Source organism: Paenibacillus sp. J22P277 (assembly GCF_059383675.1).
The window spans coordinates 72,295-87,109 of record NZ_JBXENS010000003.1; the positions used below are offsets into that span (position 1 = coordinate 72,295).

8 protein-coding genes are annotated in these 14,815 nt (G+C 61.0%); 4 read left to right on the top strand and 4 right to left on the bottom strand.

Going from position 1 to position 14,815, the window contains the following annotated elements; translation table 11 throughout:
• Positions 1-93 precede the first annotated feature (93 nt).
• Positions 94-8,487: a GH36-type glycosyl hydrolase domain-containing protein gene (locus AC50YL_RS09395; protein WP_494831339.1), complete on the bottom strand. Its 8,394-nt coding sequence runs from the start codon at positions 8,485-8,487 to the stop codon at positions 94-96.
• 209 nt (positions 8,488-8,696) lie between these two features.
• Positions 8,697-9,620 (bottom strand): tyrosine-type recombinase/integrase, encoded by a 924-nt coding sequence (locus tag AC50YL_RS09400; protein ID WP_494831340.1) that lies wholly within the window; start codon positions 9,618-9,620, stop codon positions 8,697-8,699.
• Positions 9,621-10,014: 394 nt separating this feature from the next.
• On the opposite strand from AC50YL_RS09400, the gene AC50YL_RS09405 reads away from it, so the two are divergent.
• Both AC50YL_RS09405 and AC50YL_RS09410 read left to right on the top strand, forming a co-directional pair.
• On the top strand, positions 10,015-10,482 hold the full coding sequence (locus AC50YL_RS09405) for a hypothetical protein (RefSeq protein ID WP_494831341.1): 468 nt from the start codon (positions 10,015-10,017) through the stop codon (positions 10,480-10,482).
• Between the two features lie 62 nt (positions 10,483-10,544).
• On the top strand, positions 10,545-11,012 hold the full coding sequence (locus tag AC50YL_RS09410) for a hypothetical protein (protein ID WP_494831342.1): 468 nt from the start codon (positions 10,545-10,547) through the stop codon (positions 11,010-11,012).
• A 218-nt stretch (positions 11,013-11,230) separates the two neighbouring features.
• Here the strand turns inward: AC50YL_RS09410 and AC50YL_RS09415 are convergent, their stop codons facing one another.
• A complete protein-coding gene (locus AC50YL_RS09415; RefSeq protein WP_494831344.1) occupies positions 11,231-11,692 on the bottom strand; it encodes a hypothetical protein in 462 nt (153 codons plus the stop codon).
• A 38-nt stretch (positions 11,693-11,730) separates the two neighbouring features.
• Positions 11,731-12,723, bottom strand: a complete 993-nt coding sequence (locus AC50YL_RS09420) for a family 43 glycosylhydrolase (protein ID WP_494831345.1) — start codon at positions 12,721-12,723, stop codon at positions 11,731-11,733.
• 264 nt (positions 12,724-12,987) lie between these two features.
• Here AC50YL_RS09420 and AC50YL_RS09425 point away from each other — a divergent pair, with 264 nt between their 5' ends.
• Both AC50YL_RS09425 and AC50YL_RS09430 read left to right on the top strand, forming a co-directional pair.
• Complete coding sequence (locus AC50YL_RS09425; RefSeq protein ID WP_494831346.1) at positions 12,988-13,875, top strand: ABC transporter permease subunit; 888 nt, start codon at positions 12,988-12,990, stop codon at positions 13,873-13,875.
• Entirely contained in the window at positions 13,872-14,792 is a 921-nt protein-coding gene (locus tag AC50YL_RS09430) for an ABC transporter permease (RefSeq protein ID WP_494831347.1), read from the top strand. The genes AC50YL_RS09425 and AC50YL_RS09430 overlap by 4 nt, the downstream gene beginning before the upstream one ends.
• Positions 14,793-14,815: the final 23 nt, after the last annotated feature.

Sequence of the window (14,815 nt, forward strand, 5' to 3'; positions counted from 1 at the left end):
TACGCGGCTTTTTTGCGGTTTTGTTTTTGAAATTGCAGGTTCACGATTCGATGCAAGGCCGGCTGCGCATCCGCTGCGAACACGGCTACGGCGCTATAACGTCAGCTCGATCACATGCTCCGCCTGATCGTCCTCCAATGCGATGAACGGACTGTCGTCCATCAGATGCGCGCCGAGCTCGGCGTCCCGCCCGTCGATGCGCAAGGACGTACAACCGCCGGATTTGCGCGACGGATTATAGACGCGGATTCGGTATGCCGTGCGTTTGTACGTATACGTGACGCTGAATTCCGGCCATTCGGCAGGTATGCAAGGCTTGATCAGCAGCCGCTCCCCTCTTCGCTTCAGCCCCAATATCCATTCGATGCCCGCTTGATACATCCACCCCGCCGCGCCGGTGTACCACGTCCAGCCCGCGTGGCCGCGATGCGGCGGCTCCGTGTAGACGTCGGCCGTCATCGCGTACGGTTCGCCGACGTAGGTGCGCGCTTCGAACGCGGACTTCGTGTGCGTGATCGGGTTGAACATATGGAACAGCTCGAACGCCTTGTTCCCGTCACCGAGTATGCTCCACGCCACGATGCTCCAGATGACGCCGTGCGTATATTGGCCGCCGTTCTCCCGAATGCCGGGCGGATAGGCTTGAATATAGCCCGGGCTGGGCTTGGTTTTGTCGAACGGCGGCGTCAGGATATGCGCGACGGCAAGATGGCGGTCGACCAGTTCGCGGTCGAAGGAGCGCATCGCCTGCTGCGCGCGGTCCGGCGGCGCCATGCCGGAGATGACCGACCAGGATTGGGCGATGGCGTCGATGCGGCATTCCGCGTTGTGGACGGACCCAAGCCAATCGCCGGCGTCGGTGAACGCGCGGCGGTACCAATTTCCGTCCCAGGCCGCCTCCTGCATGGCCTGCTCGAGTTCGCGGCGGGCGTTCGCGTAACGCTCCGCGCGTTCCCGCTCGCCGCGATGCTCGCAGATGCCGGCGATGCCCTGCAGGACGTCGCCCAGGAACCAGCCCAGCCATACGCTCTCTCCGCGCCCGTGCGGGCCGATATTGCTCATGCCGTCATTCCAGTCGCCGATGCCCATGAGCGGCAGCCCGTGCTCGCCGAACCGCAGCGCGCGGTCCAGCGCGCGGAAGCAGTGCTCGAGAATCGTGCCGCTTTCCTGCGCTTGCACGGTTTCCTCGTACCGTTCGTGCTCGTCCTCCTTCAGGAGCCCGCTCTGCAAGAAAGGCGCGATTTCCGCCAAAATGCTCTCGTCCTCCGTGTGTTCCAGATAGCGGACGACCGCGTACGGCAGCCAGAGCAGGTCGTCCGAGAAGCGCGTGCGGATGCCGCGGTGCGTCTCTTCGTGCCACCAATGCTGCACGTCGCCTTCGAGGTATTGGTGCGAGGCATGGCGGATGATCTGCTCTCTCGTCATATCGGGCCGGATATGCAGCATGGCCAGCGAATCCTGCAGTTGATCGCGGAAGCCGAAGGCTCCGCCCGCCTGATAGAAGGCCGTGCGCGCCCACATCCGGCAGGACAACGACTGGTAGAGCAGCCAGTTGTTCAGCATGATATCCATCTCGGGAGCAGGCGTGGCGACCCGTATCGTGCCGTTCACGTCTTTCCAGAGCGCGCGCATGTCTTGCAAAGCCTGCTCGCAGGCGTCCGCTTCGCCGTACTTCAGCGCCAGCCGCGCGGCGGATTCGCGGGAATCGCCGCAGCCGAGCAGGATGTAAACCACGCGGTCCTCGCCGGGCTCGAGCGATACGGAGGCTTGCACGGCACCGCAGGCATCGTACGCCGGCCCGGTCTCGCCGGAGAGGCGCGCCATGCGCATCGCGGCCGGGTCCTCGAGATCGCCTTCGCGCCCGATGAACGACAGCCGGCTGCCCGTCCAGGACAACTCCGCCTCCGGCTCCCGCGGCTGAATCGCCAGGAACGGCGTCGCCTCCCGGAACGTGTCCTGGTACGTGTTCCGTGCCAGGAGGATGCGCGCGTCCGCATCCCATTCCGTGACGATGCTGGAGGCGTTCCCTTCGCGGTGCACGCCGATGACCCACTCGGCGTAATACGTCACGGACAGCTTCCGCACGTCGCTCGTCCCGTTGCGCAGCCGCAAGCGGACGATCTTGACCGAGTCTTCCGGCGGGACGTACACGGTCATCTCGTGCCGGAGCCCGTGGCTCTCGTGCTCGAAGCGGGAATAGCCCTGCCCGTGCGCCACCGCGTAAACCGCCGTCGCTTCCGATTTGCGGGACGGAGCCATGCCCCAGTATTCGCCGCTCAATTCATCCCGCACGTAGACGGCTTCGCCCGGCGGATCGAGGGCGGGATCGTTGGACCACGGCGTCAGCTTGCATTCGCGGCTGTTGCGCCACCAGGTCTGGCCGGTGTACAGCTCGGATGCCAGGAAGCCGAAATTCGCGTTCGCGACCACGTTGATCCATGGCGCTGGCAAATGCTGGCCGCCCCGCAGCGTGATGCGGTATTCGCCGCCGTCCGGCGAGAAGCCGCCGTAGCCGTTGAAGAACAGGTCGGCGGTCTCCTCAGGCGCCGGCTTGGCGGGATAACGGTTGGGCGGCGCGACGGGCGCGAGCTCCGGCGTCTGATCGGCGCGCGCGGGATCATGAGGCAGCAGCTGGGCACGCAAGCTCGGCCCGTCCGCATGCAGGATCAGCCGGGCCGCGGCGAACAGCAGATGCTTGTCCTCGTCCGATTGCGCGGATGCCGCGATGATGTGCACGCCGGCGCCGTTGCCTTGGTTATGCACGTATTGTTCGATCATCCGCTGCAGCGCGTCCCGCAGCTCCTGCTGATAGCCGCCGGAGGACTCGTTCCAGATGACCAGATCGAAGCTCAGCCCTTTCCGGCGCAGGTATTCATACCCGACCAGCAGCTTGTTCATGAACGGCAGGCTCGACGTATCGTCGATGCGCGCCAAGGCGATCGGCCGGTCGCCGGATACGCCGTGCGCCCACAGGCCGGGCTGCCCCTTCGCGTTGGCGGCGACGCTGACCTCCTGCTCCGGCCTCAGCGGCGAAGCGAACAGGATGCGCCCGGCCAACAGCTGGTAAGCGGCCGCATCGGCGTCGGCGATGTGCAGATGCTGCAGGTCGATCTGGCTTCTCGTCCATGCCAGCTGGAACGTATGCTCCGCCTGCCGCGGCGGCGACAGCCGCGCCGCGATATCGAGCGCCTGCTCCTTGCTGTCGGCAGCGCCGGTCACGGCCGTCAGGGCGACCTGCTTGCCCGGCTCGACGCGGACCCGCCTGCGCATGATGAAGGCAGGGTCGGCGACGGAGCCGACCGCGCCACCGAGACGGACGTCCAGTCCGCGCGGATTCGCGAGCGTATGTCCCCGTCCGATGAATGCCGCGCGGTCGGTCTCGAATTCCGCCTCGCCCTGAATGCCGTCGTCTCCCCCAAGGACGTGAAACGCCCATAAGGACGGCTCTCCTTCGTTGCGGGGCCGTTTGCGGGCGAGCAGGCACTGCGCCTCCGAAGCGAATTCCGTCTGCACGAACAGCTTCGTGAAAGCCGGGTGGGCTTTGTCCGCGTCATGGGCGGCCAGCGCAAGCTCCATGAACGTCGTCACTTCGACGATTCGCGGCTCCCGCGTCGTATTGGTCAAGGTCAACCGGCGAAGCTCCGCATTATGTTCGGCCGACACCGTCACCTCCAGCGTCGTCAGCAGCCCGTCGTCCTCGCGCCGGAACGTCGTCCGCTCCTTCAGGAACTGCACGCTCTGTTGATCGGCTTGCTTGCGGCAAGGCAGATAAGAAGGGGACCAGCATACGTTGTTCGCCACGTCCCGAATGTACATGAAGCTGCCCCACGGGGTCGTGACGGGATCCTCCCGCCAACGCGTCAGATCGAGGCCGTTGTACCGGATGAAGCCGCTGCCGGTTTCCGTCAGGACGGTCGTCAGCGAGCCGTTGCCGTGCACGTTCGCCTCGGGCACGAGCGCCGGCACCGCCGCGAATTCGCGCAGCGGGTCGTTATGCGCCGGCTGGGGCGCGCCGCCGCTTCTCGTCCTGCCCGGCAGCTCCCGATTCAGAATCGCCGACTTCGGCGGGATCCGCTCGATGAGCAGCAGTTCGGCGGCCCGGACGCGCTTGTCCGCGTGAAAATAATCGATCATGCACGCCGGCGCCAGCATGTTCGCCAGCGTAAGCAGGCTCATGCCTTGGTGATGCGCCATGAAGCTGCGAATGACCTTGTGCGATTCGCCTTGGGGCAGCCGGCCGGCGGTGAAGTCGATCGCCTCGTAGTAGCCGTATTGCCCGCGCGCGCCGAGCTCGTCCAAGCGCGCCAGGTTGCGCAAGCCTTCGCGCAGCGCGAACGGGAGGGCCATGATCGCCGCGTAGGGCGCCACGACCAGGTCTTCTTCGAGCCCGCGCTTGAAGCCGAGTCCCGGCACGCCGAACGCGCGGTACTGGTAATTCAGCTGATAATCGAACGCGTAATAACCCGATTCCGAGATGCCGAACGGCACGCCGCGCTCCTGCGCGTATTCGATCTGGCGCCGCACGACCCCGCGGTACGTGCTGTCCCAGACCGTGCCCGGGTACGTCCGCATGATCAACCACGGCATCATGTATTCGAACATCGTGCCCGACCAGGAAATCAGCGCCGTGTGGCTGCCCTGCTTCTTGGCCGTGCGGCCGATCGCCAGCCAGTGGGCGACCGAGATCTGCCCGAGGGCGATGGCGACGAAGCTCGTCTGCCTGGCTTCCGACGCCAGCAGATCGTAGAGAATCGTATCCCGCCGGCCGGAATCGGCATGATAGCCGAGCACGAACAGCTTGGCTTTATCGTCGTACAGCTCCCGAAAATCCGTCGCGACGATCAGCCGTTCCAAACGGTCGACCAGCTCGTATCCGCGGCCGACCCACGGATTCGCCGCGGGCGGCAGCTCATCCTTCTCCCGATGCAGCGCTTCTTGCCGCGCATCGTAGATTTCTTCCGGGCGGACCTGATCCAGCTCCACGGCGAATTCCGCGCCGACCGCGGCCAGATGCCCTCGGCTGCGCCCCGTTCCCCTGCTTTGCCGGCCGTCCTCCCGCAGCCAGCGAAGCAGACCTTGCTTGACGGTCATCAGGCTGGCCACGAAATTGCCGGAATCCACCGTCGAGACGTAGGCCGGATGCAGCAGTCCCAGCGTGGACGTATCGTACCAATTGTACAAATGGCCGTTCCACTTCTCCATCCGTTCGATCACGCCGACCGTCCGCTCCAAGCGTTCCACGAGCACCGGCGTCGTGATGAAATCCAGCTCCCTCGCGGCTACGGCCGCCGTCAGCAGGAAGCCGATATTGGTCGGCGACGTGCGGTGAGCGACGCCGTTCGCGGGCTCGATCTGCACATTGTCCGGCGGCAAGAAATGATCCTCTTTCCCGGCGTAGTCCTCGTAAAACTGCCAGATTTCCTTCGCCAAGCCGCGCAGCTGCTCCGCCTCCGATGCTTCGAGCGGCCGCGCCGCTTCGACCACGGGCTGATCCAGCCAGCGAACCGCCAGCGGCGCGAGCGCCCAGAAAAGGCACAGCGCCAGCCCGAACCACATGAGGCCGCCAAGCGGCTGGAGCACGGTCGCGGCCGCGAATAACACGATCAGCGAATAACCGCCGCCGCCGCCGAGTATCATGCTGCGCCGCGCCTGGCCCTGACTTCGTTCCGTATGGGAGAAGCTGGTCCATTCCAGCATCCGGCGTTTGCTGAACGCCATGCGGTACAAGGTCTTGACGATGGCATCCAGCAGCACGGCGGTCTGAAACGGAAGCGTCCAGAATCCGATGCCGGCCAGCACCAACGTCGACAACAGGCGCTTCGGTTGCGGATCGGCCGGATTGCTGCCGGCGAGCTGCCTGATCAGCGGCAGCAGCAGCGTGGCGATCAAGAGCGTCAGCCAGCGCGCCGGATACCCGGGCAGCACGGTCACGGCCAGCGCGAACAGCGCGAAGAGCGCGATCGGCAGCAGGCTGCGCCGCAGATTATCGACGATCTGCCAGCGCGTCAGCAGGGAGAGATCGATCGGCTGCAGCACGCCGCGCCGGTCGCAAAGCTTGGCGCGGAGCCAGCACAGCAGCTGCCAGTCGCCGCGGATCCACCGGTGCATCCGTTTCTGGAAGGAAAGAAACGTCGACGGATGCTCCTCGATCAGCTCGATGTCGGACACGAGCGCCGCCCGCAGAAAACCGCCTTCGAGCAAATCATGGCTCAGCACGGTGTTGTCCGGGATGCGCTCGCCGAGCAAGCGGGCGAATACGTCGACGTCGAAGATCCCTTTGCCCGTGAAGATGCCCGCCCCGAGCGCGTCCTGATACGGATCGGAGACGGCGAACGCGTACGGGTCGATGCCGGGATCGGACCAGAAGTACGCCAAGCGCGAACGCATGGCGGATTCATGGCTGGTGCCGACGCGAGGCTGCAGCACGCCGTAGCCTTCCACGACCCGCGTGCCCGCTTTGTTCAGGCGCGGCCGGTTGTACGGCAGATGCAGCGTGCCGATCAGCCGCTGCGCGCTGCCGAGCGGCAGCTGGGTGTCGGCGTCGAGGGTGATGATATACCGAATGCCGGGCATCACGTCACGGTCGCCGTGCGCCACCTCGTAGCTGGTGTCTCGGCTGCCGCGCAGCAGTTCCACGAACTCGACAAGCTTGCCCCGTTTGCGCTCCCAGCCCATGAATACGTCTTCGCCGGGGTTCCACTTCCTGGTTCGCTGGTAGTAATGAAAGGTCGAGCCGCCCTCTCCGCCGTATAGGCGATTCAAGCGGTCGATGCAGGCTTTGCCCGCGGCGATGAGCGGCTCGTCCGCCGGGAGGCGTTCTTCCTTCGCGTCGGCGAAATCGCCCAGCAGGGCGTAATGAATATGCGGGTCCCGGTTGCCCAAGTAGTGGATCTCGAGCCGGTCGGCAAGCTCCTCCACCTCTTCGGCCGTCGACCAGATGGCCGGTATGACGACCATCGTCGCGGCTTCGGGCGCGATGCCGTTCGCGTAATCGTACCGCAGCAGCGGCTTGGCCCGGCAGATGCGTTCGATGCCGAAGTGCAGCCCCGTCATGACCCACTCGCTTACCGGGAACAGCAGGGCAAGCAGGACCGCGACCATGCCGGCGGCGGAGACGGTGCGCCAATCGACGATCCACGCCGCGAGCGCGATCATGAGCAGCACGAACAGCCCGAGCAGCGAGGCGAAATAATTCGCGGGCGCGCGCCTAGCCAAGCTTTCTGCCGGCATGCCGCGCGGCTCGCTGCATCGCTTCAACGCTTGAACCAGGCGGCTGACGCCAGCCGGTTCGAAGACGTAATACGCCGCAAAGGCTTGTCGCGCGAGCTCGTCTTGCGGCTGCAAGTCCGACGGTTGCGCATCTGGCGCAATCGCAGCGGGTGAAGGCGCTCCTCCGGCATCCCGGCCTTCAATCGCCCTCATTTCGGCCGTTTTCATCTCGGCTGCTCTCGTAACGGCCGCTCCCCTATCGGCGCCGGCGATCTCGTATTGTTGCTTGGCAAGCGCGATCGATTGCGACGCGACGAGGCTTTCCGGCACGCGCATGCGTCTTGCCAGCTCCTCGATCCGATTCAGGATCTCGTTCCTGCTTCCCGCATCCAAACGGGCATAGAGGCCCGTGACATCCTCGCGCATCGTGCGATCGAGCAGACTGATCTCCTCGAACAGCTCCGCCCAATCCCTGCGCTCGTTGCTGCGCAGGCTCGTGATCAGGTTGCCCGCTTTGACTTGATAGGCGGCTTGGAGCTTGGCTTCGTAAGTGACGACGCGGTCGAGATCCTCCGAGCCGTTCTCGTATTTGCAGACGAGCCATTCGCGTATGGCGGCCGAATCGCCCGACCATTCACGCAGATGGCTGATCAAATGCGCGGCCCACGGACCGGACAGCGGCTCGCCCTGCCCCGCCTGCTCCAACGCTTTGCCGATGGCTTCCGCGCTCAGTTTGGACGGCTCGATCCGCTTCAGCAGCTGTTGGACCCCGCTGCATACTTCCCGCCGATCCCGCACCAAGGCCATCGTTTCGGCGATCTTGCCGATGAGCGACACCTTCAGCATGATCGGAATCGCCCGCGTCTCGGCGAGCGTAAGCACGGATACTTCCTGATAGGCGTTAAGGAAGAAGCGCAGCGTTCCCTCGTCGAGAATGCCGTCGGACTGATCGAGGTACGCCAAACAAAGCGCATGGATGCGCAGCCGTTCTTCCCGGCGCAGCCGCGGCAGATGGACAAGCGACGGCTTGGCCAGGTGCAGCTTTACGTCGAGTGCCTGCTCTTCGATGAATTCCGCATTGTCGAGCAGCCATTCCTCGGCCTGTTGGCCGCATCCGGCCGGCTCGCCCTGCAGCAAGGCAACGAACGAACGAATGCCGGCGATGTCCGCTTCGAATTGTTTCTTTATATAACCGGGCTGGCCGGCCGCGGCTTTGGCATGATGCTGAAGCGCCAGCTCGTGCGCGCGCTGGCTGAGTTGTTCGATTGTGGTAGACATGGATGGTTCCTCTCGGGAAATCGGTGTAGGATCGATAACGCATCGGCTTCGTGCGGTGCGTCTGGAAATCATTGGACTACCAAATTATTCCCATCCACGGGGGATTTTATAAATTCGATCGCGGAACTTCGGCGCGAAACGGCCAAACGGCAAAAAAACCAGAAGCCGCCATGGGGAGGCATCTGGTTTCGAAAGGAGTCTTCCGGCGATTAACGGATCGCGCGCAGGGGGATGTTGATCGTGGACATCGCTTCTTTCTTCTGGCTGTCGTTGACATGCGTGTAGATCATGGTGGTCTCGATCGAGGCATGGCCCATCAGCTCCTTCACGACGCGGATATCGACGCCGTTCTTCAGCAGCATCGTCGCGAACGTATGCCTTAATTTGTGGCAGGACAGCTTCATATCCGCCAGATCCGGATGTTGTTCCTTGAAGGCCGTGAAGGTCAGTCCGGCGATCTTTTGGATCTGGCGAATGGACAAGCGTTTGCCCTTCTGCGAGACGAAGAACGCGTCTTCCTTGGCGCGGTACGGCGCGATCCGCTCCTGCTCGACCTCGCCGAGCACCGACAGCAGCACCTCGGGCACGGGAATTTCGTTCCATTTGCGCCCTTTGCCGAACACCTCGATGATGCCCTTCGCTTTCTTGAAGTCCCGCAGATTCAAGCGGTGGATCTCGCCGACCCGCAGGCCGCAGTAGCTCATCAGCAGGAAAATGCCGATGTTGCGGCTGCGGTAACGCCCGCCGACATGCGCAAGCGTCTCGACCAGCTCCTCCTCCTCGAGGTACACCGGCTTCTTGTTCTTCTCGGTCTTGGATTTCTTGACTTCCAACGCCGGGTTGCGCGACGCCATCTCGAAATCGATCAGCGCCGCGTAAAAAGCTCGAATGGCGGACAGCGTCCGGTTCCGCGTGCGGTCGCCGGCGGTAGTCCGCTTGGACACCAGAAAGGCGATCACGTTCATCTTCCCGGCGGCATCGACCGCGAGCCCGTCCAGCGATTGCAGATAGGCACCGATTTCTCTCGCGTATTCTTTTTGCGTCGCATCCGTATAGCCGGCTTGCTTCATCCAGATGCGAAAGGCATGGGTCTGCTCCCCGTAGGCTTCCTCCAGTTCGTATGGACCAGGCAATCCGCGTTCACCTCATTCTATTATGTAAGCCTATCGGCAGCGAAAACTCAAGAAAGCCGTTCTGATCCGAAAGTGCGCAAAACACTGATTTTGCGCACTTATTATAGCATAAATCGGGAGCTATGTTTATTAGTTTACATATCTATTGTTATGTAAACTATTATGCATTTCCTCGCGCATTTCTGCGGCTTTCATGCTTCTTTTCATATCGTTCATCTGAAAAGCATCCGATCGTCTAGCAGGACATTTGGCGTTGATCATTTGCCTCCCTGGCAAATATCCAAGCATTTGGTAGCGCGATGACATAACTTAAAGAGACTTGAAACATAGCAACCGACGTATCCCCCACGCTGATAAAATCAAAGAGTGAGGTTGGCAAGTCGTTGCGATGCGCATGCATGAGACTACGAACAAGGAGATGGAACGATGGGTAAATGTAAATGTCCGCCTGGACCGGCGGGACCGCGCGGTCCGCAAGGACCTGCTGGACCTGCGCCGGAAGGACCGCAATTGCTTCAAGGCCTTGCAGGTGCGATCGGAGAAGCCGGAGCGGCAGGTCTGGCCGGCGCGCTTGGACCGGCCGGTTTGGCCGGACTCGCGGGGGCGATCGGCGCGGCTGGCCCGGCTGGGCTTGCGGGACTTGCGGGCGCGCTCGGAGCAGCCGGACTGGCTGGGCCGACGGGTGCGACGGGTGCGCAAGGTCCGGCAGGACCCGCTGGGGCTGCGGGACCGGCAGGGGCTGCAGGACCCGCTGGGGCTGCAGGACCCGCTGGGGCTGCGGGAGCGCAAGGACCCCAAGGAACGACCGGTACAGCCGGGACGCAAGGACCCCAAGGTCCCTCAGGCGCAGCGGGAGGAATAATTCCGTTTTCGACGGGAATCATCCTTAGCGGCGCGGCAGTCGTATCCGCTGCTCCGATCTTAATGGGCTTCGGCAGCAGCACGGTCGAAGTGATCGACGGTTCCGGAGAATCGACGATGCCGCCCGAAGCCGGCGGGTTCGCTTTCCCGGTTCCGTTCGCCGGTACCGTCCAGAACTTACAAATCAGCGCGGATCTGTTGGTGGCTTCCGTGGTATCGATCAATACGCTCGGTCTTCAATACGATTTTACGGTTTTCCTCTCCCCTTCGGTTCCCAATAACGGAATCGATCACATTGCATCGGCATACGTGACGACGCCGCTGACGAGCTCGGTTCGATTCGGATTCCCGAATAATATCATTACGGCGGGTACCTTCCGCTCGGCTACGAATATCAATTTGGGCTCTTTGGTCGTTGCGGCGGGCGATCGCATCGGGATTCGCGTCAGGACGCTTGCGTCGACGGATCCTTCGGCAGCCGATATTACCCAACTCTCGTTTAGCGCGACTTTATCCTACACGCCTTCGTAACCGCCGACTGACGAAATTGCGGGAAGGATATATGTTCTTGGCAAGCGTGCATGTCAAGAGCATATATCCTTCAACTGGAAAATGACGTTTTTGGTTGGAATTCGTCGGATTCCAGTTCTCATTAGATTACATAACTATAGTTATGTAATCTAATTTCCGTTCCATACATAGCCGCACGGGAAAAAGGACGCAATTTTCGCGCCCTCCATACTCCCCCGTCATATCCATCTCATGAACGCTTTATGAATCACCGCGATCTTGTTCCTCTCCGCCCATGCGATGAGATCCGCGAGGCCTTGTTCTTCATTGGCGCAAAATCGAAAACTGAGCGAAACGGGAACGATCGCTTTGCCGACCGGCTTTATTCCGAGCACCGGCCTGAAATAGCCCCTCTTCATGATGACCTTGATTTCCTTCGCTTCAAGGGTTCTCCCGTTCAGTTGGAGCTTTCCTGGGCATAGATGAAGTTCTGCCGGTTTCTTGAACGCGCTATACAACGACCAGACTACAGCAACCAAGCAATAGAGCGCCAGCATTGCCGGAACGAAGGAAAGCAATAGGCGTTCCTGCCGCTCCCAATAACGAATGGCATTCATCAGCATTATCGCGCCTAATGCCGTCATGGCGATCATGATTGTAAACCCGGGAGGATTTTTAATCGCATGCCGAATGATTTCCATAAGTCGCACCCCCTTCCATAAACGGATGAACGTCCGTGCTAGCTACCGGGCCGGCGCAGCGGCAGGTTGAAATAGCTTATGCCGATGTCGCGATGGCAATGGCCGTAGAAATTCTCCGCTGTCGTGCCTGCCGAAGCATCGAATGCGATCCAAAGCTTGCCGCCGTCGACGAGGCAGGCCGGCAGGCCGACGACTTGTTTTGCCCACGGGATATTCGTCCGATCGAGCACGACCGCTTTGTCCGCGGCATTCCATTCCGTCAGCGATACGCTCCAGTAGACCCAGATGGCATCGGTGTATTCCGCGCCGTCCTCGTCCTTGCCCACGTGATTGACGAACATGAACCATAGCCCGCAGGCCGGCTCGTAATACAAGCTCGGATTTTCCAAATTCTCTCCCAGCGGCAGGATCGTCGCCTTGCTGTCCATCCAAGGTCCTCCCGGCGAATCGGCTTTCGCGAGCCCGATCGTGCGCGCGTAATTCGGCCCGAGGCTGCTTCCGCTGTAGAAGGCATAGTACGCATCCGCTTCTCGGACGACATACGGCGCGCATATACAGCCTTCGTTCCAGCTGCCCGGCGCTCCCAGCTGAAACAGGTCCGTCGTCGCTTTGGTCCATGGGCCGTCCGGCCGATCGGACGTCGCGAGCCCCGTGCGGTACGGCAGTGCCGGAATAAACCAAGGCGCCCCCGACGTATTTTCCACCGACACGTAAAACAGGTACCATCTGCCGTCGAACGCGAAGGTCGGTCCGTAACAGGCGCCGCCGCGGTCGGCATCCCCGTCCTCCCCCGCCCGGAGGACTCTCCCTTTCTTCTCCCAGTGGAACAGATCGGTTGATACGGCGAGCGAGCAGCCCCAATCGGACGCGCCGTTTCCGTCATAGTGCAGATAGAAGACGCTTTCATGTTGGAAAAGGAACGGCTCGCGCGCTCCTTGAAGATCGGCCTCCGTATCGCCATGCTTCAAGACGGGAACGGCATGCACGTAATCCGGCTCATACCTGCGGGTCAAACGAGGGTGCACGGTCATCCGAGATCGCTCCTTCGGAAAAAAGCTTTTCTTCCATTCTATCAGATGACATGCCAGCCGGAACGAAAATCATGCCGCAGCCTGCCTCATTTTATATAGAAAACGCCGGATAGCCGTTCATTCGACGGTTTTCGCGCTTCTTCGCCGCCGAAAAAGGTGAATTTTTAAACTTACATCGTATTTCGTCAAGTCTTGTAATTATTATGTTACGGGCTATACTTGAAAAATGATCAAATGAAAATCCAATTGAAAGGAAACGCTTGCATGCCAAAAGCCATACAACTCGCCTGGATCGTTCCCGGAACGCTCTTGGTCGTCCTCTTGTTTGCCATGTTCCCCGCGGTGCTGTATTCCAGTCCACTCGATGGCGTGCTGCACGTCGATTGGAAGGACGGGTTTTCGAGCATCCGCGATTACATCGAGGGGATCGGGAACGGACAAGCCTTCCGCTATTTATCCGGAAATAACGAATTGTCGTTCTGGTCGCAGGTCGGCGGCAGCTTCACCGTCACGCTGTTCTATATGGCCGTCGGCGCATTGGCGGGAATCACGATCGGCGTCCTGCTCGGCGTTTATTTTGCGGTGAGCCGCGCCGCGTGGCTGAAGCGCCTCCTGGAATTGACGAGCGTGCTGCCGGATTTCGTCATCGTGCTCCTCCTGCAGTTCCTGATCGTGTATATCGCCACCGAGACCGGATTCGTCTTCGTCAAGGTCGCCAGTCCCTCCATGGATGACCCCGCGATCGCGCTGCCCCTGCTGTCGACCGTCATTATCCCGGCCAACTACATGATCCGCAACGTCGCGCTGCATATGAATCTGACGCTGACCGAGGATTATATCAGCTTCGCGAAGGCGCGCGGTCTCGGCAAAACGTATATTATTTTCTTTCATGCGGTGCCGAACGTGCTGCCCTACCTCAAAGCGGACCTGCATAAGTTCATGGGCATCTTATTCGGGAATTTGTTCATTTTCGAATATTTATACAATCTGAACGGCGTGACCTTATTCGTCTTTTCCAATGCTTTCGTATTCGGCAGCTACCAGTACAACCTCGTCGTGAACGGCATTCTTACGCTCTTCGTGCTGTATGCCATCGTTTACGCCCTGCTGCGGTTCGTCATCTATGGCTGGGAGAAGGTGGTCGTGCGATGAACAAAACCTTGTTCGCGGGTCTATTCATTACGCTCGTCATTATGGCGGCTGCACTCTTCGGCAACTATTTCGCCCCTCACGATTTGAACGCGTCCCAGCAAGTCAGCTACCACGTCGATGCGAACGGCGAAGGCACGCTGATCGTGCCGCCGACGCCTCCGTCGGACGACTATCCGTTCGGAACCGATAAATACGGTTACGACATGATGGCCAAATTGTTGGCGGGGGCGCCATATACGATCCTCGGCTCCATCGGGGTCGCGTTCGCCCGCCTGGCGATTGGCGGCACGCTCGGCTTGATGCTCGGCTTCTTCGGCCAACCGAAGAAACGCCGGGAAGGCCGTTTTTCCATCTGGAACCTGCTGAACGGCATCCCGATCTTCATCATCGTCTGGATGATCATGATCGGCATGACGATGAATCCGTTGACCTCCCCCCTCAAGATGACGCTGATTCTCACGATCGTGCTGGCGCTAGCCGGCATCCCGTCCGTTGCCTCCACGATGCGCGAGAAAGCGATGGTCCTTCGGGAAAAGCAATTCGTGTTGTCGGCCAAATCGATCGGGGCCAGTCAATGGACGATCGTGCGCACGCATATTTTCCCGCATATGAAGGAAAGCTTCATTATTCTCTTCGTGCAGGAAATCGTGATCGTCCTGGGCTTGTTCGGACAACTGGCGATCTTCAATATCTTCCTCGGCGGCACGAAGATGACCTTCGACCCCATCGAATATTCCAGCCTCACGAACGAGTGGAGCGGACTCATCGGCGCCGCAAGGGACAATGTGTACATGTATCAATGGGTGCTCTTCATCCCGCTCGCGGCATACATCCTGTTCATTCTCGGCTTCCATCTGATCTCCGTCGGGCTCGAGCAGCTGTACAGGAAGAGATTCGCCAAGGTTTCGCAGATTTAATACGACGTCGCGTGAAGATAGAC